Raw genomic sequence first — 18,025 nt, 5'->3', positions numbered from 1 at the left:
ATGAAACGCCCGATCCTTTTGCACCCCGATCCACGGCTCAAGAAAGCCGCAGCCCCCGTCGCCGATCTCAGCGACGAGCTGCGCGTGCTGGGCGATGATATGTTGACCACCATGTATGACGCGCCGGGCATCGGCCTTGCCGCGCCGCAGATCGGCGTGCTGAGCCGGGTGATCGTGCTGGATTGCGTCAAGGAAGAGGGCGAAGCGCCCCGGCCCTTGCTGATGTTCAACCCCGAAATCGTGGCTTCTTCGGACGCGCTTAACACCTATGAAGAAGGCTGTCTCAGCATCCCCGACCAATATGCCGAGGTGACCCGCCCGGCAGAAGTTGAAGTGCGCTGGCTCGACCGTGACGGGAAAGAGCAGCAGGAGGCCTTTGACGGGCTTTGGGCGACCTGCGTTCAGCATGAGATCGACCACCTCGATGGCAAGCTTTTCATTGACTACCTCAAGCCGCTGAAACGCCAGATGATCACCCGCAAGATGGTCAAGCTCAAGCGCGAGCTGGCGCGCGGATGAGCGTGCTGGAGGTTCTCCGCTGGCCCGACCCGCGTCTGGCCGAGATCTGCGCCCCGGTCGAAGAGATCACGCCGGAGATCGAACGCCTTGCCGCCGATATGCTGGAAACGATGTATGCCGCACCGGGGCGTGGCCTTGCCGGGCCGCAGGTGGGCGCGATGCTGCGCATCTTCGTGATGGATGCGGGCTGGAAAGAGGATAAGTCCGACCCGCTCGTCTGCATCAACCCGATGTTTCAAGAGATCGGCGAAGAACGGGTGACCAATACCGAAGGCTGTCTTAGCATCCCCGGCATCAGCACCGATATCTCGCGCCCCGCGCAGGTGCAGATGGTCTGGACCGGGCTGAACGGTGGCCGCTATGTGCAAAGCCTTGAAGGTGCCGCCGCGCTGATCGCGCAGCATGAGATGGATCACCTTGACGGTGTGGTGACCTTCGATCACCTCGACGCGGACACCCGCGCCGCCAAGATTGCGGAGTTCAACGCACAATGACCCTACGCCGCTATGTTCCATGGCCCGACAAACGCCTGCGCAGCCCTGCCGAACCCATCGATGCGGTGACGGATGAAATCCGCACCCTCTGGGACGACATGATCGAGACGATGGACGCCATGCCCGGCGTCGGCCTTGCCGCGCCGCAGATCGGGGTGATGTTGCAGGTGGCGGTGGTCGATGCCTCGGAAGCGCGCAACAAACGCATTCGGCTGGCGAACCCGGTGATCGTCGATGCCTCTGCCGTGTTGCATCCTTACGAGGAGGCCAGCCCCAATCTGCCCGGTTTCAGCGCCGTGATCCGCCGCCCGCGTGGGGTGAAGGTGCGTTTCCTTGATGAGACGGGGGCCGAGGTGGAGCGTGATTTCGTCGGGCTGGAAGCGGTGAGCGTGCAGCACCAGATCGATCATCTGGCGGGCAAGATGTATTTCGACAACCTCAGCAAAACCAAGCGCGACATGCTGTTGCGCAAGGCGCGCAAACAAAACGGCTGACGGCGCTCTCCAGGGTGCTGTCCGGCAGGAGTGAACAGATGCGACTGATCTTCATGGGCACGCCCGATTTTTCGGTGCCGATCCTCGATGCGCTGGTGCAGGGTGGGCATGAGATCTGTGCGGTCTATTGCCAGCCGCCCCGCCCCGCCGGGCGCGGCAAGAAGCCCCGTCCCAGCCCGGTGCAGCAGCGCGCCGAGGCGCTTGGTCTGCTGGTGCGCCACCCGGTATCGCTCAAACACCCCGAGCCCCAGGAAGAATTCGCCGCGCTTGAGGCCGATGCGGCGGTGGTCGTGGCCTACGGTCTGATCCTGCCGCAGCCCATTCTCGACGCGCCGAAACATGGCTGTTTGAACATCCACGCCAGCCTGTTGCCGCGCTGGCGCGGCGCGGCGCCCATTCACCGTGCGATCATGGCGGGCGACGAAAAGACCGGCGTGTGCATCATGCAGATGGAAGCGGGGTTGGATACCGGGCCAGTGCTGCTCTGCGAAGAGACCAAGATCGGCAGCGATGAGACGACGGCACAGTTGCATGACCGGTTGAGCGCCATGGGCGCGGTTGCGATCAACAAGGCGCTGTCGCAACTGACCGATCTGACGCCGCAGCCCCAGCCCGAAGAGGGCGTCACCTATGCCGCCAAGATCGAGAAAGCCGAAGCGCGGATCGACTGGACCCGCCCCGCGGTCGAGGTGGACCGGCTGATTCGGGGCTTGTCGCCTTTCCCCGGCGCGTGGTTCGAGATTGACGGCCAGCGGGTGAAAGTCCTCGGCTCGGTGCTGGACGAGGGCACCGGCGCGCCGGGTGAGGTGCTGTCGGACGCGCTGCGCATCGCCTGCGGCGACGGGGCGGTGCGGCTGACGCGGCTACAGCGCGCGGGCAAGGGCGTGCAGGAGGCGGATGTGTTTCAACGCGGTGCGCAGATCGCAGTGGGTGCGCGTCTGAGCTAAGGCCGAGCGTTCAGCTTTTGGGCGGGGTGCTTTTGTAGACCGGCAGGTGCCAGCCGAAATAAAGCGACCCGGCGCGCAGCACCCAAGTCGTCGCAGCGCAGGCCAGCAGCGGGTAGAGCGTGCCATCGAAATAGGGCGCCAGCAGCACGGCGACGGCGGCACCTGAGAGCGCTGCGGTGGCGTAAAGCTCGCCTTGGGTCAGCACCAGCGGCAGCTGCCCGACCACCACATCACGCATCAGCCCGCCCATACAGCCGGTGATCATGCCCATGACGATGATGATTGGCGCGGATTGCTCTTGCGCCATCGCCACACCAACCCCCGCCGCGACCGCGACGGCAAGCGCCAGACTGTCGAGCCAGATCAAGGTGCGAAAGCGGCTTTCCAGCAGGTGGGCGGTGAAAAACACCACCAAAGCGGCCAGGATGGCCACGCCCAACATGCTGGGGGTTTCGATCCAGAAGATCGGGTTGCGGTCGAGCAGAAGGTCACGGATCGTGCCGCCGCCCACGGCGGTCAGGCAGGCGATAAAGGCAAAGCCCACGATATCAAGCTGCGCCCGGCTGGCGACAAGCGCGCCGGTGATGGCAAAGACCAGCACGGCGGCATAGTCCAGCAGGGCCAGCAGGCTCACTTCTTGCCGCCCGGTTTGAAGGGGGCCATGCCCGCGCGGGCCAGTTCATCGGCGCGTTCGTTTTCGGGGTGGCCGGCGTGGCCTTTGACCCATTTCCACGTCACATTATGCCGCGCATTCGCTGTATCCAGCCGCTGCCAAAGCTCGGCGTTCTTTACCGGCTTTTTGGCGGCGTTTTTCCAGCCGTTTTTCTTCCAGCCAAAGATCCAACCGGTGATGCCGTTTTTGACGTAGTTGCTGTCGGTCACGATGGTGATCTCAGTCGCCCGGCTCAGTGACTCCAGCGCCGAGATTGCGGCCATCAGTTCCATGCGGTTGTTGGTGGTCTGCGCCTCGCCGCCCTTTAACTCGCGTTCCTTGACGATCTTGTCGCCGTCCATGGCGCGCATCAACACGCCCCAGCCGCCGGGGCCGGGATTGCCTGAGCAGGCTCCGTCTGTGTAGGCATAGAGGTCTGGCATGGTGGCTCCCGTCGCGGTTTCAACGCGGTTTAGGCGGCTGGCGCGCGGCGGTCAATCAGGCGGGTTGGCGCAAGACGCGGGGCACCTTGAATTCGACGTTCTCCTGCGCGGTTTCGACCAATTCGGTGGTCACGTCATAGCGCGCTTTGAAGGCGTCGATCACCTCGTTGATGAGCACTTCGGGGGCCGATGCGCCGGCCGTGATGCCGATGCTGCCGATGCCCTCTAGCGCGCGCCAGTCGATGTCATCGGCGCGTTGCACCAGTTGCGCATAGGCGCAGCCCGCGCGGGCGCCGACTTCGACCAACCGTTTGGAGTTCGAGGAGTTGGGCGCGCCCACCACCAGCATCGCGTCGCATTTCGGGGCCATGGCTTTGACCGCTTCCTGACGGTTGGTCGTGGCGTAGCAGATGTCTTCTTTATGCGGGCCGATGATGGCAGGGAAACGCGCCTGTAGGGCGGCCACGATATCGGCAGTGTCATCGACGCTGAGCGTGGTCTGGGTGACATAGGCCAAATGCGCGTCATCGCGCACGGCGGCTGTGGCCACATCCTCAGGCGTTTCGACGAGCAGCACATCGCCTTCGGGCAATTGGCCCATGGTGCCGATCGTTTCAGGGTGGCCCGCATGGCCGATCATGATGATCTGAAGGCCCGCATCCGCATGCCGCTGCGCCTCGATATGCACCTTGGAGACCAGCGGGCAGGTGGCATCGACGTAGATCATATTGCGCGCCTGCGCCGCCGAGGGCACGGATTTCGGCACGCCATGGGCGGAAAAGATCACCGGACGGTCGTCGGGGCATTCGGAGAGTTCCTCGACAAAGACCGCGCCCTTGTCGCGCAGCCCATCGACGACGAACTTGTTGTGCACGATCTCATGGCGCACATAGACCGGCGCGCCCCATTTCTCGATCGCCATTTCGACGATCTTGATCGCCCGGTCCACGCCCGCACAGAATCCGCGCGGCGCGGCAAGGTAGAGGGTAAGAGGCGGTTTGGTCATGGCGAAATCTCCGGACGGTTGGCGCAGAGGTAAGGGCTTGGGCCCGCTTCGTCCAGCCCGTCAGTCCGACTTGGGCGCAGGCTCGCCCGCCGTGGCGTGCACCAGCGCAGCCGCCTGCGCCCGGTTGCGGATGCCGAGCTTGCGGTAGCCGGATTTCGCATAGTCAGACACGGTGTGGATAGAGAGGTTGCAGCGGTGCGCGGTCTGCTGGCGGGTGTAGCCGTGGGCCAGCAGGTTCACCACTTCGGCTTCGCGCGGGCTAAGTTTGTCGAAGGCCGAAGGATTCTCGGGCAAGGGCAGGGGCGCGGTGCCGGTCAGGTCTTCGATCCGGCGGTGCATCAGCAGGCAGAAGAGGCGCAGATCCTCGGCAATGTCGCTGAAGGCGCGCTCGAACTCTTCGGCCTCCATCCCGTTGCCGACGATGAAGCCGCCAAAACGTTCGGAGCCCTTCAGCCGCATCGGCACGGCAAAGGCAGCATGCAGACCTTCGCGCCCTGCGCGGGCGATCAGCGAATGCTCGGACGGGGTGACATCGGGGTAGAGATGTACGAAGGCTTGGCCGATCGTCAGCACATCATAACTGTTGCACGAGTGGTGCAGGAATGGGTCATCCTCGGGCGGGAGGTCATCGTAGAGGTCGGGGATGGTGGACAGAAACTGAGCGTCTTTGAAATCCGCACCCACGCTGATGTGGATGGCATGGGTAAAGCCGGTCTTGCGAAATGTCTTTACGATCCCATCCCAAAGCGCGCTAACATCTTGCAGCTTTTCCAAACGTACAGCGGCATCGAACAGCATCTTCCCTCACTTTTACCCCCCTTTTTCGGGGGGTCGTCTACTTCTACGGGAGCAAGTAGTGTGGGATCAAGGGGAACGCATGGGTTCATGTGCTGTATTGTATCTTCCCTGGGGTATTTTAGAAATTTCACAGGCCAGTGACGCCACAGTCGCTGGCCTGGTATTCGTTTGCCCATCATCCTGACGCTACGCACAATAAGACCGCTGCCGCGCGGGGGCGGTATGGTTCTGCGCGAAATGGGTCTGCGTCGTTCAGTCCTGCGGTGCGGGATCGCGCGGCGGGCGACCAATAACGTCACGCAGGTCGTCAAGCTCGATAAAGTTGTCGGCTTGGCGGCGCAGATCATCCGAGATCATCGGCGGCTGGCTGCGGATCGTGGAGACGACGGAGACGCGCACGCCTTGGCGTTGCAGGCTTTCCACCAGCGGGCGGAAATCACCATCGCCAGAGAAGATCACGATGTGATCGACCCGCGGGGCCAGTTCCATCGCATCGACGGCCAGTTCAATGTCCATGTCGCCTTTGACTTTGCGGCGGCCCATGCTGTCGGTGTATTCCTTGGCCGGTTTGGTGACCATGGAGAAGCCGTTGTAGTTCAACCAGTCGACAAGCGGGCGGATCGGCGAATATTCATCGTTTTCCAAAAGCGCGGTATAGTAGAAGGCGCGCAGCAGCTTGCCGCGGCGCATGAACTCTTGTCGCAGCAGCTTGTAGTCGATGTCGAAGCCCAGCGTCTTTGCCGCGGCGTAGAGGTTGGAGCCATCTATAAAAAGCGCCAACCGCTCATCTTTGTAGAACATTAAACTATCCTTTCGGCAGGCTTCGCCGTATTCCCGGTTTGAACTGTAATCGCCGCGGATTAATAAATCCGTGACCTCTGGCGATGCCCCCACATCAGGGTGCATAACTAAGGCTTTTTAACGATGTCGCAAGACCCCGAGGGTATGGAATTAAGCAGTAGAGGCCCTATACGAAAGTATAGTCTTCTGGTTGCGCTCGGCGGTAACCTTGCATCTTCTGTGGGTAAGCCTCAGGAAACGCTAAAATCGGCTTTAAAGCTATTGCAGACGTCCGGCGCGGTGATTCGCGCCACGAGTGCATTCTATCACACTCCGGCCTTTCCCGCAGGGGCAGGGCCGGACTATGTAAATGCCGCCGCCTGGCTCGAAGCGCCATGGGATCCGCAGACCGCGCTTGGCGTCTTGCACCGGATCGAGGCGCAGATGGGCCGTGAGCGGGTGCAACGCTGGGGGCAGCGGACCTTGGATTTGGATCTTTTGGCCTGTGATGATATCGTGTTGCCAGACCGCCAGACCCACAAGATATGGCGCGAGTTGCCTTTGGAGGCACAGATTGGCCGCACGCCGGAGCAATTGATCCTGCCGCATCCCCGGCTACAGGATCGGGCCTTCGTCTTGGTGCCGCTGGCCGATGTGGCCCCCAATTGGGTGCATCCGCTGCTTGGAAAGCCCGTGCGCGCCCTGCTTGAAGCCCTGCCTGAGCGGGATCGTGCCGAGGTGCGGCGGCTGCAATAACGGCTTGTAAATCTGCCCGAGGCGGCTTAAATACGGCACTTCTGGCAGCAAATGAGATATTGGAGGCTTCATGGCCCGCGTCACCGTCGAAGATTGTGTGGATAAGGTTCCGAACCGTTTCGAACTCGTCATGCTGGCCGCACATCGTGCCCGCGAGATCTCTGCCGGATCGCAGCTGACCGTTGACCGTGACAACGACAAGAACCCCGTCGTGTCCTTGCGCGAAATCGCCGAAGAAACACAGTCGGCTGATGACCTGCGCGAGCGTCTGATCGAAAGCAACCAGAGCCAGATCGAAGTCGACGAGCCCGAAGAAGACGCCATGGCGCTTTTGATGGGTGCCGAAGAGGACAAGCCCGAAGAAGACAGCATGTCCGAAGAAATGTTGCTGCGCCAGTTGATGGCCGCACAGGGGCAGGGCTAACCCCCGCGCCCCGGCCGGGGCAATGAGGCAGATGGCATGAACAGCGCCGACATCACTGCCGACGACCTGATCGCTCTTGTTCAAGGCTACAATCCCCGTACCAATGAACCCCTGATCCGCGCCGCTTTCGACTATGGGGCGCGGATGCATGAGGGGCAGTTTCGCCATTCCGGCGAGCCCTATTTCACCCATCCCGTCGCTGTCGCTGCGATCCTCACGGAACAGCAGCTTGACGATGCGACGATCATCACCGCCCTTCTGCACGACACGATCGAAGACACCAAAGCGTCTTATGCCGAGGTGCAAAGCCTCTTTGGCGGCGAAGTGGCAGAATTGGTCGATGGTGTCACTAAGCTGACCAACCTTCAGCTAAACTCGACCGAGACCAAGCAGGCCGAGAATTTCCGCAAGCTTTTCATGGCGATGTCCAAGGACCTGCGCGTCATCCTCGTTAAGCTCGCTGACCGTTTGCACAACATGCGCACGATCAAATCCATGCGCCCGGACAAGCAGGTCAAAAAGGCGCGGGAGACGATGGACATCTACGCGCCTCTGGCGGGGCGCATGGGCATGCAGTGGATGCGCGAAGAGTTGGAAGACCTCGCCTTCCGCGTGCTTAACCCCGAGGCGCGTGCGTCGATCATTCGCCGCTTTATTACCCTGCAGCGCGACACCGGCGATGTGATCCAGCGGATCACCGGCGACATGCGGGTCGAGTTGGAAAAAGCGGATATCGACGCCGAGGTTTTTGGCCGGGCCAAGAAGCCCTATTCGATCTGGCGCAAGATGGAGGAGAAGGAGCAAAGCTTCTCCCGTCTGTCCGACATTTACGGCTTTCGCGTGATCACCGCGTCTGAGGAGGATTGCTACCGCACACTCGGCGCGATCCACCGGCGCTGGCGCGCGGTGCCGGGGCGGTTCAAGGATTACATCAGCCAGCCCAAGACCAACGGCTATCGCTCGATCCACACCACGGTCTCGGGCCGGGATGGCAAGCGGGTGGAAGTGCAGATCCGCACCCGCCAGATGCATGACGTGGCCGAGACCGGCGTCGCCGCGCATTGGTCCTACCGCGACGGGGTGCGCAGCCGGAACCCCTTTGCCGTCGATCCCGCCAAGTGGATCAGCCAGCTGACCGAACAGTTCGACGCCGAGACCGATCACGAGGATTTCCTCGAAGCGGTGAAGCTTGAGATGTACGCTGATCAGGTCTTCTGCTTCACGCCCAAGGGCGATGTGGTGAAGCTGCCGCGCGGGGCCACGCCGATTGATTTCGCCTATGCGATCCACACCCGTATCGGCAACGCCTGTGTGGGGGCCAAGGTCGACGGGATGCGCGTGCCGCTGTGGACCCGGATCAAAAACGGCCAGTCGATTGAGATCACCACCGCGCAGGGCCAGACGCCGCAGGTGACATGGCTCGACATCGCCACCACGGGCAAAGCCAAGTCCGCGATCCGGCGCTCCCTGCGTGAGGTCGACCGCGAGCGCTTTATCAAACTGGGCCGTGAATTGGCGCGCTCGGCCTTTGCGCAGGTCGGTAAGAAGGCCACCGATAAGGTGCTGCATACCGTGGCCAAGAACATGCGGTTGAATGGCCCCGACGAAGTGCTCGCCCGGCTTGGCAGTTCGGAACTCACGGGCCGCGAAGTGGTGGAATGCGTCTATCCCGATCTTGCCCCGCAAAAGGGCGAACAGATCGACGTGCGCCGCGCGGTCGTGGGGCTAGAGCCGGGGCAGAGCTTTGACCGCGCGCCTTGCTGCACCCCGCTGCCCGGTGAGCGGATCGTCGGCATCACCTTCCGGGGCAAGGGCGTGACTGTCCATGCCATCGACTGTGACCGCCTCTCGGAATACGAAGACCAACCCGAACGCTGGCTGGATCTGCGTTGGCATGACGGCAGCCATCCGGCGGTCTATACCTGCGCGCTGGACATCACCATCGGCAATGGCGCGGGGGTTCTGGGGCGGGTCTGCACCTTGATCGGCGAAGCTTCGGCCAATATTTCAGATCTGGAGTTTGTGGAGCGCAAGCCTGACTTTTACCGGCTGGTGGTCTATGTGGATCTCCGAGACGTGAGTCACCTGCATTCGCTGATGTCCACGCTCGAAGCCGAGAGTGAGGTCGCCGATGTCAGCAGGCACCGCAATATGAGCATGGGAAAGACCGTCGAAAAGACCGCCTGACCCCGCGCAGACGAAACGCCGATACTGGACCTGAGACTTGATTTTCAAACGCCGCGATCCGAAACCGACCCTGCGCGCGCTGGCCGAGTTTCTGTGGCCGCGCGGTGGTTGGACGCGTGCGTTTCACTATGTCAAACACCGGATGCGGCGGCTGCCCGACAGCCCCGAGCGCATCGCGCGCGGCATTTGGGCCGGGGTCTTTACCACCTTTACGCCCTTCTACGGCCTGCACTTCATCGTCGCCGCGCTGATCGGGCGGGTGATGCGGGCCAATATCCTTGCTGCGTTGATGGCGACCTTCTTTGGCAATCCGCTGACCTATGTGCCCATCGGCATCGCGGCCCTGCAAACCGGGCATTGGATCCTCGGCGCGCCCGTGGCGCCGACGGCGCACCGCTCTTTCGGGGGTAAGTTTCTCGACGCCGGGCGCGATCTGAAAGAGAATTTCGTCGCGATCTTTACCGACACCCAGATGGATTGGACCGGGCTGACGGTGTTCTTCCATCAGGTCTTCTACCCCTATCTGATCGGGGGCATCCTGCCGGGGATGATCTGCGCCTCTATCGCCTATTACATTTCGGTCCCGGTGCTGCGCGCCTATCAAAAGCGGCGGCGCGGCATGATCAAAGCCAAGTTCGAGGCGCTCAAACATAAGGCGGCGCAAAAGGCCGACGCAAAGCGCCACGCCGACTGATCTTTTCGCGCCATCAAATTTCGGGAAAAACCGCTCCTCCCTATGGGGTTGGCGAAAGTTCCGACCTATGGTCGGGGCAAGTGATGCAAGGGGAATCGAGATGGCGGATCAACCAAAGCTGAGATTGGGCGTGAACATTGACCATGTGGCGACGGTGCGCAACGCACGGGGCGGCGCCTATCCCGACCCGCTGCGCGCGGCCAAGATCGCGGAAAAGGCCGGGGCCGATGGCATCACCGCGCATCTGCGCGAAGACCGGCGGCATATCTCGGATGCCGATATCGAAGGCTTGATGGAGGTGCTGTCGGTCCCGCTCAACTTCGAGATGGCCGCGACGGATGAGATGCAAAAGATCGCCCTGCGCCATAAGCCCCACGCGGTTTGCATTGTGCCTGAAAAGCGCGAAGAGCGGACCACCGAAGGCGGGCTGGAAGTCGCGCGGGAAGAGAATAAGCTGGCCCATTTCATCGCGCCCCTGCGCGAGGCAGGCAGCCGGGTGTCGATCTTCATCGCAGCTGAGCGCGCGCAGATCGAAGCCGCCAACCGCATCGGCGCAGAGGTGATCGAATTGCACACTGGTGCCTATTGCGATGCCTTCGCCGAGGGCCGTTGGGATGAGGCGGATGTCGAACTCAACAAGCTGCGCGAGATGTCGCGTTTCGCCGACTCTCTCGGGCTTGAGGTGCACGCGGGCCACGGGCTGACCTATGACACTGTCACCCCGATCGCCGCTTTCCCCGAGGTGCGGGAACTTAACATCGGGCACTTCCTGATTGGAGAGGCGATCTTCCTCGGGTTGGAACCCGCGATTGCCGAGATGCGCCGCCTGATGGATGAGGCCCGCGAGGGCTGAACCTGCCGCCCGCCGGTGGCGGAAAATCTCTCAAAGGGTGCCTCCCTCTGGACCTAAAGCGGCCTTGGCCGCGTTGGGCCGCCAGACTGGTTAACAAACCTAAGGAGGCACCAATGAGCGACCATATCGACACGCTGAAGAAACTGCACACCCGCCTGATCGACAGCCGCGACGGCTATCGTGAATCCCGCAAGCAGGTCTCGGATGAAGCGGCATTTGTCGGCTTCTTCGACCAGCGCATCGCGGAACGTGAGAAGTTCCACACAGAACTGCACCGCCAGCTTGGTGTCGACGGCGTGGATGTATCCGAAGAAGGCTCTGCCGCCGCATCGGCTCACCGCGGTTGGCTGAAGCTGCGCGACGCAGTGACCGGCGATAACGAAGCTGTTTATGACGAGATCATCAACGGCGAATCCGCATTGGTCGAAAACTACGACGATGCGATCAAAGCCACTGCTGGCCGCCCCGGCTATGAGTTCCTGACCGAACAGCGCGCCGCCGTTCAGCGCGCCATCGACGAGGCGAAAGCCGAGAAGGCCCGCCACGCCGTAGCCTAAGCGCCGCGCCTCGTGGTAAATTCAACGCCGTCCCGTTCCCCCGGGGCGGCGTTTTCGCGTCGGATTGCCGCTTTTCCTCGCTTTCGCCGCATGATCTATTGAGGGCAAAGGGCCATCCGGCCCCGTCACGCGGCAAGAATGGCACTCAATGATCCTCGGCATCGGCACTGATCTGGCAAATATCGAGCGTATCCAAGGCACGCTCGACCGTTTCGGCGACCGGTTTCGCAATCGGGTGTTCACCGAGGTCGAGCAACGCAAGGCCGAGCGCCGCCATGACGTGGCGGGCACCTATGCCAAACGCTGGGCCGCGAAAGAGGCATGTTCAAAGGCGCTTGGCACCGGGCTGCGCATGGGCATCGCTTGGCGCGACATGGCGGTGAGCAATCTGCGCAGCGGTCAGCCGGTGATGGAGGTCACGGGCTGGGCTGCGGACCGTCTCGCCGCGATGACCCCGCCGGGGCATGAGGCGATCATCCATGTCACCCTGACCGACGATCACCCTTGGGCGCAGGCTTTCGTGGTAATCGAAGCGCGCCCTCTTGCCGATTAGGCTGCATAGGCTGGCGCGCCCCGCCGTTTCGCGTCATATGCACGCGGGGCAGGCCGATCCGGCCCCGCGTCACTTGACTTGGCCCGCACGGCCCCGCATGTAACCCCAAACCGATATGTCAGGAGCGCCGCATGGCCGCTAAGGAAAAAACCGGCAACGCCTTTGTCGAAACCATCAAGACAATCTTTTGGGCGCTGCTGATCGCCGGTGTCTTTCGGACCCTGTTCTTCCAGCCCTTCTGGATCCCCTCTGGCTCTATGAAAGAGACGCTGCTGATCGGTGATTTCCTCTTCGTGAACAAGATGGCCTACGGCTATTCCTACGCCTCTTGCCCCAGCCTGATGCTGCCCGGTGTCGGGATCGAGATTGACGCAAAGGATGTCTGCGGTGTCTTCGATGGCGATAACGAGCGCCTCTTCGGGTCTGAGCCTGAGCGCGGCGATGTGGTCGTCTTCCGTCACCCTGTCTCGGGCCGCGACTATATCAAGCGCCTGATTGGCCTGCCGGGTGACAAGGTGCAGATCAAAAACGGTGTCATCAGCCTGAACGGCACCCCGGTCGAGGTCGAAGATGCCGGCACGTTTGAAGAGGTGATGGCCCCCCAAGGCCCGCAACAACTGCGCCCGCGCTGCGAAAACGGCCCCGTGGGCCAAGGGGCAACCTGCGTGAAAAGCCGCCAGATCGAAACCCTGCCCAATGGCGTGTCCTACCCGACCCTGAACATCACCAATCAGCAGTCGGACAACACGGGCGTCTATACCGTGCCCGAGGGGCATTACTTCTTCATGGGCGACAACCGCGACAACTCTGCTGACAGCCGTCTGGCGCAGCGCGCCGGGGGTGTGGGTTTCGTGCCCTTCGAAAACCTCATTGGCCGCGCGGATCGCATCATGTTCAGCTCTGCCGGGCGTTCGATGCTGTTCTTCTGGACATGGCGCGGCGACCGCTTCTTCGAAGCTGTCAGATGAAACTAAGCGGAGACCTCAAAGCCTTCGAGACGCGGATTGGCCATCACTTTGCCAAGCCGGAGCTGCTGGTGCGCGCGGTGACCCATGCCTCCATGTCCTCGGCCAACCGCGACGACAACCAGCGGTTGGAGTTTCTGGGCGACCGGGTGCTGGGCCTTGTCATGGCCGAAGCGCTGCTGGCGCTTGATCCCGGCGCAAGCGAAGGCCAGTTGGCCCCGCGCTTCAACGCATTGGTGCGCAAGGAAACCTGCGCCGATGTGGCGCGTGAGATTGATCTGGGCAAGGTGCTCAAGCTCGGTCGGTCCGAGATGATCTCGGGCGGGCGGCGCAAACAGGCGCTTTTGGGCGATGCCATCGAGGCGGTGATCGCCGCGGTCTATCTGGACGGTGGTTTTGACGCCGCCAAAGACCTCGTGCTGCGGCTTTGGGGCGACCGGCTGAAAACCGTCAAGGAAGACGCGCGCGACGCCAAGACCGCGCTGCAGGAATGGGCGCAGGCGCGCGGGCTGAACCCGCCGCGCTATGTGCAGACCGGGCGCAGCGGCCCGGATCACGCGCCCGTCTTTACCATTACCGCGCGGCTGGACAACGGGGCCGAGGCCGCCGCCACCGCGCCGTCGAAACGCGCCGCCGAACAGGCCGCCGCCAGCACGCTGCTGCGGCAATTGGAGAGCAACACATGACCACCCGTGCCGGATTCGTCGCCCTGATCGGAGAGCCCAACGCGGGCAAATCCACCCTGCTGAACCGCATGGTCGGGGCCAAGGTCTCGATCGTGACACATAAGGTCCAGACCACCCGCGCCCGCATCCGTGGCGTGGCGATGGAGGGCGATGCGCAACTGGTCTTCGTCGATACCCCCGGCCTGTTCCAGCCGCGCCGCCGTCTGGACCGCGCCATGGTCGCCGCCGCTTGGGGCGGGGCCGCGGATGCCGATGTGATCGTGCTGCTGATCGAAGCGCACCGGGGCGTGACCGAGGGCGTGGAACGCATCCTCGAAGAGCTTAGCAACATCGCCAAGGGCCGCCGCGTGGCGCTGGCGATCAACAAGATCGACCGCGTCGAGGCGCCGGTGCTGCTGGGGCTGGCCGAGAAGATGAACGAGCGGTTTGAGTTTTCCGAAACCTTCATGATCTCCGCCGAGCGCGGCCACGGCACCGATACCCTGCGCGAGTGGCTGGCGGGCGAGGTGCCGGACGGCCCATGGCTCTACCCCGAGGACCAGATCGCCGACCTGCCGATGCGCAACATCGCCGCCGAGATCACGCGCGAAAAACTGACCCTGCGCCTGCATCAGGAACTGCCCTACCAGCTCACCGTCGAGACCGAGAACTGGGAAGAGCGCAAGGACGGCTCGGCCCGGATTGACCAGTTGGTCTATGTCGTTCGCGACGGCCACAAGGGAATCGTGCTGGGCAACAAGGGCGAGACGATCAAGGCGGTGGGCAAGGCCGCGCGCGAGGAACTCGAAGAGTTCCTTGGCCGCAAGGTGCATCTGTTCTTGCAGGTGAAAGTCCGCGCCAACTGGCTGGAAGAGGCCGAGCGCTATTCCGAGATGGGCCTGGATTTCAAAGATGGCAATGACTGACGCCAAAGGTCTGCCATGGCCCGCCTGACTGCGCGCTTCTGGGTCGATGCCTATCTCGCGCGGCTCAGGTTGCAGGACATCCCCGCCTTCGTCGTGGCCCATGGCGATGACACCGGCGGCGCGGTGCTGGTGAAGCTGGCAACGCTCGATGGCCGCGCGGTGCTGTTCCAGCGTTCCTTCGATCTGATGAGCGGCGCGCGTAAGTGGGTCGAACTGGCCGCGGGCGACGAGGGGGAGGTCGATGCCACCGTCTCGCGCCAGCGTAGCTTCGATCCTGACCTCTGGGTGATCGAGGTCGAGGACCGCGCCGGGCGGCACCTTCTGGACGAACCGGGGCTCGCCTGATGGAATGGCGCGATCAGGGCATTCTGCTGAGCGCGCGGCGACATGGCGAGACCTCCGCCATCATTGAGGTTTTCACCCCCGCCCAAGGCCGCCACGCTGGCATCGTCCGTGGCGGTACCAGCCGCAAGATCGCCCCCAGTCTGCAACCCGGCGCGCAGCTTGACGTGGCATGGCGCGCGCGGCTGGAGGACCACATCGGCGCCTTCACCGTCGAGCCTTTGCGCAGCCGTGCCGCCGTGGCGATGCAGGACCGTCTGGCGCTGGCGGGGCTGAACGCGGTCACCGCGCTCTTGGCCTTCTGTCTGCCCGAACGCGAGCCGCATCCGGCGCTTTACCGCCGCACCGAGGCGCTGTTGGATATGCTGGGGCAGGGCGATGTCTGGCCACTGGCCTACCTCAAATGGGAACTGCGCCTTTTGGAAGAAATGGGCTATGCGCTCGACCTCGACGCCTGCGCGGTGACTGGCGCGACCGAGGGGCTGATCTATGTCTCCCCCAAGACTGGGCGTGCGGTCTCGGCCAAGGGGGCGGGGGACTGGGCGGATCGGCTTTTGCCCCTGCCGCCTGTGCTGCGCGGCGGGGCGGGAAGTGATGCTGAGGTGGCGCAGGGGCTGCGGACGACGGGGCATTTCCTGACCGTGCATCTGGCGCGGGACTTGGGCGGCAAACCCCTGCCGGAAGCCCGGGCGCGCTTTGTCGATGCCTTTAGTCGGCGGCTTTGAAAACCAGACGTTCGCCGCTGTCATCCGACAGTATCATCGTGTCGCCCAGCACGTCCGAAATGGTCACCTCTGTCAGCGCATCCAAGAACGCCGTCTCGCCCGCAAGGTCGGGGCAGGCGCGGCGGGTGACGGCGATATGGCCGGTGTCGAACCATGGGTAGGGCACCGTCATCGCGGCGCTATAGGCGTTGCAGGGGGCCTGCCCGGCGATCTTGCCGGTCTCGGGGAAGGTCAGGGTCGCGCGGGCATCGAAGGGCTTGCCGTCCAACTCCACCAGATGCCATGTCTTGTCGCCCGCGCCATAGGCACGGACGGTTTCATCGCCTTGGCATTGCGGCAGGGCGCTGAGGGCGGCGAGGATCAGAAAGCTGCGCATGGGCTGTCCTTTGGAGTGAAGCGCCGCCTATGTCCCTGACATCCGCGACGCTTGCAACCCCGGCAGATCAGCCCAGAAGGCGGCGGGCAATAACCTGCGCCTGAATCTCGGCGGCGCCCTCAAAAATGTTGAGGATTCGCGCGTCGCAAAGCACCCGGCTGATCTTGTACTCCAGCGCGAAACCGTTGCCGCCGTGGATTTGCAAGCCATTGTCGGCTGCGGCCCAAGCGACCCGTGCGCCGAGCAGTTTGGCCATGCCCGCCTCTACGTCGCAACGCCGTCCGGCGTCCTTCTCGAAGGCGCTGTAATAGGTCAGCTGCCGGGCCACCATCAGCTCCACCGCCATCATCGCCAGCTTGCCCGAGACGCGGGGGAAGTTGATCAGTGATTTGCCGAATTGCTTACGGTCCTGCGCGTATTGCATCGAGATATCGAGCGCCGATTGCGCCACGCCAATGGCGCGGGCGGCGGTCTGGATGCGGGCGCTCTCGAAGGTCTCCATCAGCTGTTTAAAGCCGCGCCCCTCTTCGCCGCCGAGGAGGTTCTCGCCCTTCACCTCGAAACCGTCGAAGCCAAGCTCGTATTCCTTCATGCCGCGGTAGCCCAGCACCTCGATCTCGCCGCCGGTCATGCCGGGGGTGGGGAAGGGATTGGCATCATCGCCGGGCGTTTTCTCGGCTAGGAACATCGACAACCCGCGGTGATCGCTGGTTTCGGGATCGGTGCGCGCCAGCAGGGTCATCACATGGGTGCGCGCGGCATGGGTGATCCATGTCTTGTTGCCGGTCACCTTGTAATCCTCCCCGTCCTTGACCGCGCGGGTGCGCAGACTGCCGAGGTCGGAGCCGGTGTTCGGCTCGGTAAAGACCGCCGTGGGCAGGGTCTCGGCGCTTGCGATGCGGGGGAGCCATTTCTCTTTCTGCGCGTCGGTGCCGCCGCAGAGGATCAGTTCGGCGGCAATTTCCGAGCGGGTGCCGAGCGAGCCGACCCCGATATAACCGCGCGACAGCTCTTCGCTGACCACGCACATCGACGCTTTGGTCAGGCCCAGCCCGCCGTATTCTTCGGGGATGGTCAGGCCGAAAACGCCCATCTCGGCCAGTTCCTCAATCACCTCCATCGGGATCAGTTCGTCCTTGAGGTGCCAGTCATGGGCGTGCGGCTCGACCTTCTCAACCGCGTAGCGGCGGAACTGGTCGCGGATCATCTCAAGCTCTTCGTCCAGTCCGCTGACGCCAAAGGTCACATCGGCGCTGCGTTCCTGCATCAGTTCGACCAGACGGCTGCGCGCGGCTTGGGTGTTGCCCGCGCGGGTCAGGCTGGTGATCGCAGGATTATCGAGCACGGCCTCATCCTCGGCGCTCAACCCCAGATCTTGCAGGCGCAGCATCTCCCCTTGGTTCATCTGGATGCCGCCGCGGATCTGGCAGAGGTATTCGCCAAAGGCGATCTGGTGCAGCAGTTGCTCCACCTCGCCAAAGCGCCCCTCGCTTTGCAGCCGCTCGGCCCAAAGCTGCATCTGACGCAGGGCTTGGACATAGGTGGCGAGCCAAGCAAGCCCGTGGGCAGCGGTCTGATTGGCCTCGATCAGCTTGGCCGAAACCCGGTCGTCATCGCTCACCTGCGCGCGGACCGCGGCGGTGGCGGTTTCGAGCAACTGGTCGAGCGGCGGCAGGGCCGCGCCGGTCTGCCCGATCAGATCGTCGAGAATTACGCGATGCATCGTCATGTCCTGACCGTCATGTGCCATGGGCTGTCCTTTCTTGGTTGGGACAGGCATAGACCTTTCGCAGCTGCAGCACAACAAAGATACGTTTCGTTGCGGCATTTTGTTCTAATCTTGCGCGAGCATTTTTGACGTGCGGCCCC

The 18,025-nt window shown here is 63.0% G+C and carries 23 protein-coding genes; 16 read left to right on the top strand and 7 right to left on the bottom strand.

The annotated features are described in order from the left end of the window. From def (J7392_RS05875) to fmt, 4 genes are read left to right on the top strand one after another with little or no spacing between them, the layout of a single operon-like run. Nucleotides 1-519, top strand: a complete 519-nt coding sequence (gene def, locus J7392_RS05875) for a peptide deformylase (protein ID WP_067264635.1) — start codon at nt 1-3, stop codon at nt 517-519. Beyond that, the gene (gene def, locus J7392_RS05870) at nt 516-1,013 is read left to right on the top strand and encodes a peptide deformylase (protein ID WP_209216631.1); all 498 of its coding nucleotides are present in this window, start codon (nt 516-518) and stop codon (nt 1,011-1,013) included. Before def (J7392_RS05875) ends, def (J7392_RS05870) begins: the two co-directional genes overlap by 4 nt. Next, on the top strand, nt 1,010-1,507 hold the full coding sequence (def, locus tag J7392_RS05865) for a peptide deformylase (RefSeq protein WP_168612657.1): 498 nt from the start codon (nt 1,010-1,012) through the stop codon (nt 1,505-1,507). The genes def (J7392_RS05870) and def (J7392_RS05865) overlap by 4 nt, the downstream gene beginning before the upstream one ends. 38 nt (nt 1,508-1,545) lie before the next feature. After that, entirely contained in the window at nt 1,546-2,454 is a 909-nt protein-coding gene (gene fmt, locus J7392_RS05860) for a methionyl-tRNA formyltransferase (protein ID WP_209216630.1), read from the top strand. A gap of 10 nt (nt 2,455-2,464) precedes the next feature. On the opposite strand, the gene J7392_RS05855 is transcribed toward fmt, so the two are convergent. The 5 genes from J7392_RS05855 to J7392_RS05835 all read right to left on the bottom strand — a co-directional run bounded on the left by J7392_RS05855 (nt 2,465) and on the right by J7392_RS05835 (nt 6,154). Next, entirely contained in the window at nt 2,465-3,088 is a 624-nt protein-coding gene (locus tag J7392_RS05855) for a trimeric intracellular cation channel family protein (RefSeq protein WP_209216629.1), read from the bottom strand. Continuing rightward, nucleotides 3,085-3,549 carry a ribonuclease HI gene (rnhA, locus tag J7392_RS05850; RefSeq protein ID WP_209216627.1) on the bottom strand — a complete coding sequence of 155 codons (465 nt, stop codon included), beginning with the start codon at nt 3,547-3,549 and terminating at the stop codon, nt 3,085-3,087. Before rnhA ends, J7392_RS05855 begins: the two co-directional genes overlap by 4 nt. A 55-nt stretch (nt 3,550-3,604) precedes the next feature. Next, the gene (gene ispH, locus J7392_RS05845) at nt 3,605-4,555 is read right to left on the bottom strand and encodes a 4-hydroxy-3-methylbut-2-enyl diphosphate reductase (RefSeq protein WP_209216625.1); all 951 of its coding nucleotides are present in this window, start codon (nt 4,553-4,555) and stop codon (nt 3,605-3,607) included. 60 nt (nt 4,556-4,615) lie between these two features. Next, nucleotides 4,616-5,353, bottom strand: coding sequence for a LuxR family transcriptional regulator (locus J7392_RS05840; protein WP_209216623.1), 738 nt, complete (start codon nt 5,351-5,353; stop codon nt 4,616-4,618). Nucleotides 5,354-5,605: 252 nt separating this feature from the next. Beyond that, the gene (locus J7392_RS05835; RefSeq protein WP_209216621.1) at nt 5,606-6,154 is read right to left on the bottom strand and encodes an NYN domain-containing protein; all 549 of its coding nucleotides are present in this window, start codon (nt 6,152-6,154) and stop codon (nt 5,606-5,608) included. Between the two features lie 123 nt (nt 6,155-6,277). On the opposite strand from J7392_RS05835, the gene folK reads away from it, so the two are divergent. From folK to recO, 12 genes are all read left to right on the top strand, one after another. After that, nucleotides 6,278-6,889: a 2-amino-4-hydroxy-6-hydroxymethyldihydropteridine diphosphokinase gene (gene folK, locus J7392_RS05830; RefSeq protein ID WP_348540685.1), complete on the top strand. Its 612-nt coding sequence runs from the start codon at nt 6,278-6,280 to the stop codon at nt 6,887-6,889. Between the two features lie 70 nt (nt 6,890-6,959). Then, nucleotides 6,960-7,313, top strand: a complete 354-nt coding sequence (gene rpoZ, locus J7392_RS05825) for a DNA-directed RNA polymerase subunit omega (protein WP_067264606.1) — start codon at nt 6,960-6,962, stop codon at nt 7,311-7,313. Between the two features lie 36 nt (nt 7,314-7,349). Continuing rightward, a complete protein-coding gene (locus J7392_RS05820) occupies nt 7,350-9,500 on the top strand; it encodes a bifunctional (p)ppGpp synthetase/guanosine-3',5'-bis(diphosphate) 3'-pyrophosphohydrolase (protein WP_209216619.1) in 2,151 nt (716 codons plus the stop codon). Nucleotides 9,501-9,537: 37 nt separating this feature from the next. Further along, nucleotides 9,538-10,194 carry a DUF2062 domain-containing protein gene (locus J7392_RS05815; RefSeq protein WP_067264597.1) on the top strand — a complete coding sequence of 219 codons (657 nt, stop codon included), beginning with the start codon at nt 9,538-9,540 and terminating at the stop codon, nt 10,192-10,194. 100 nt (nt 10,195-10,294) lie between these two features. Beyond that, the gene (locus J7392_RS05810) at nt 10,295-11,047 is read left to right on the top strand and encodes a pyridoxine 5'-phosphate synthase (protein ID WP_209216617.1); all 753 of its coding nucleotides are present in this window, start codon (nt 10,295-10,297) and stop codon (nt 11,045-11,047) included. A 113-nt stretch (nt 11,048-11,160) separates the two neighbouring features. Further along, nucleotides 11,161-11,604, top strand: a complete 444-nt coding sequence (locus tag J7392_RS05805; protein WP_209216616.1) for a PA2169 family four-helix-bundle protein — start codon at nt 11,161-11,163, stop codon at nt 11,602-11,604. A 148-nt stretch (nt 11,605-11,752) separates the two neighbouring features. Further along, the gene (gene acpS, locus J7392_RS05800; RefSeq protein WP_067264589.1) at nt 11,753-12,157 is read left to right on the top strand and encodes a holo-ACP synthase; all 405 of its coding nucleotides are present in this window, start codon (nt 11,753-11,755) and stop codon (nt 12,155-12,157) included. A gap of 131 nt (nt 12,158-12,288) precedes the next feature. Continuing rightward, nucleotides 12,289-13,125, top strand: coding sequence for a signal peptidase I (lepB, locus tag J7392_RS05795; protein ID WP_209216614.1), 837 nt, complete (start codon nt 12,289-12,291; stop codon nt 13,123-13,125). Next, entirely contained in the window at nt 13,122-13,808 is a 687-nt protein-coding gene (gene rnc, locus J7392_RS05790; RefSeq protein WP_067264583.1) for a ribonuclease III, read from the top strand. The genes lepB and rnc overlap by 4 nt, the downstream gene beginning before the upstream one ends. Continuing rightward, nucleotides 13,805-14,713, top strand: a complete 909-nt coding sequence (era, locus tag J7392_RS05785; protein ID WP_209216612.1) for a GTPase Era — start codon at nt 13,805-13,807, stop codon at nt 14,711-14,713. Before rnc ends, era begins: the two co-directional genes overlap by 4 nt. Before the next feature lie 15 nt (nt 14,714-14,728). Then, complete coding sequence (locus tag J7392_RS05780; protein WP_209216611.1) at nt 14,729-15,058, top strand: DUF1491 family protein; 330 nt, start codon at nt 14,729-14,731, stop codon at nt 15,056-15,058. Then, nucleotides 15,058-15,780 carry a DNA repair protein RecO gene (gene recO / locus J7392_RS05775; RefSeq protein ID WP_209216609.1) on the top strand — a complete coding sequence of 241 codons (723 nt, stop codon included), beginning with the start codon at nt 15,058-15,060 and terminating at the stop codon, nt 15,778-15,780. Before J7392_RS05780 ends, recO begins: the two co-directional genes overlap by 1 nt. Here recO and J7392_RS05770 read toward each other — a convergent pair. Both J7392_RS05770 and J7392_RS05765 read right to left on the bottom strand, forming a co-directional pair. Further along, nucleotides 15,764-16,156, bottom strand: a complete 393-nt coding sequence (locus J7392_RS05770; protein ID WP_209216607.1) for an META domain-containing protein — start codon at nt 16,154-16,156, stop codon at nt 15,764-15,766. The genes recO and J7392_RS05770 overlap by 17 nt on opposite strands. A 67-nt stretch (nt 16,157-16,223) precedes the next feature. After that, entirely contained in the window at nt 16,224-17,906 is a 1,683-nt protein-coding gene (locus J7392_RS05765) for an acyl-CoA dehydrogenase family protein (RefSeq protein WP_209216605.1), read from the bottom strand. Nucleotides 17,907-18,025 lie beyond the last annotated feature (119 nt).

The sequence above is a fragment of the Sulfitobacter sp. R18_1 genome, from assembly GCF_017743915.1.
GTDB classification, from domain to species: domain Bacteria; phylum Pseudomonadota; class Alphaproteobacteria; order Rhodobacterales; family Rhodobacteraceae; genus Sulfitobacter; species Sulfitobacter faviae.
This window is presented reverse-complemented; position numbering and strand designations above follow the sequence as displayed.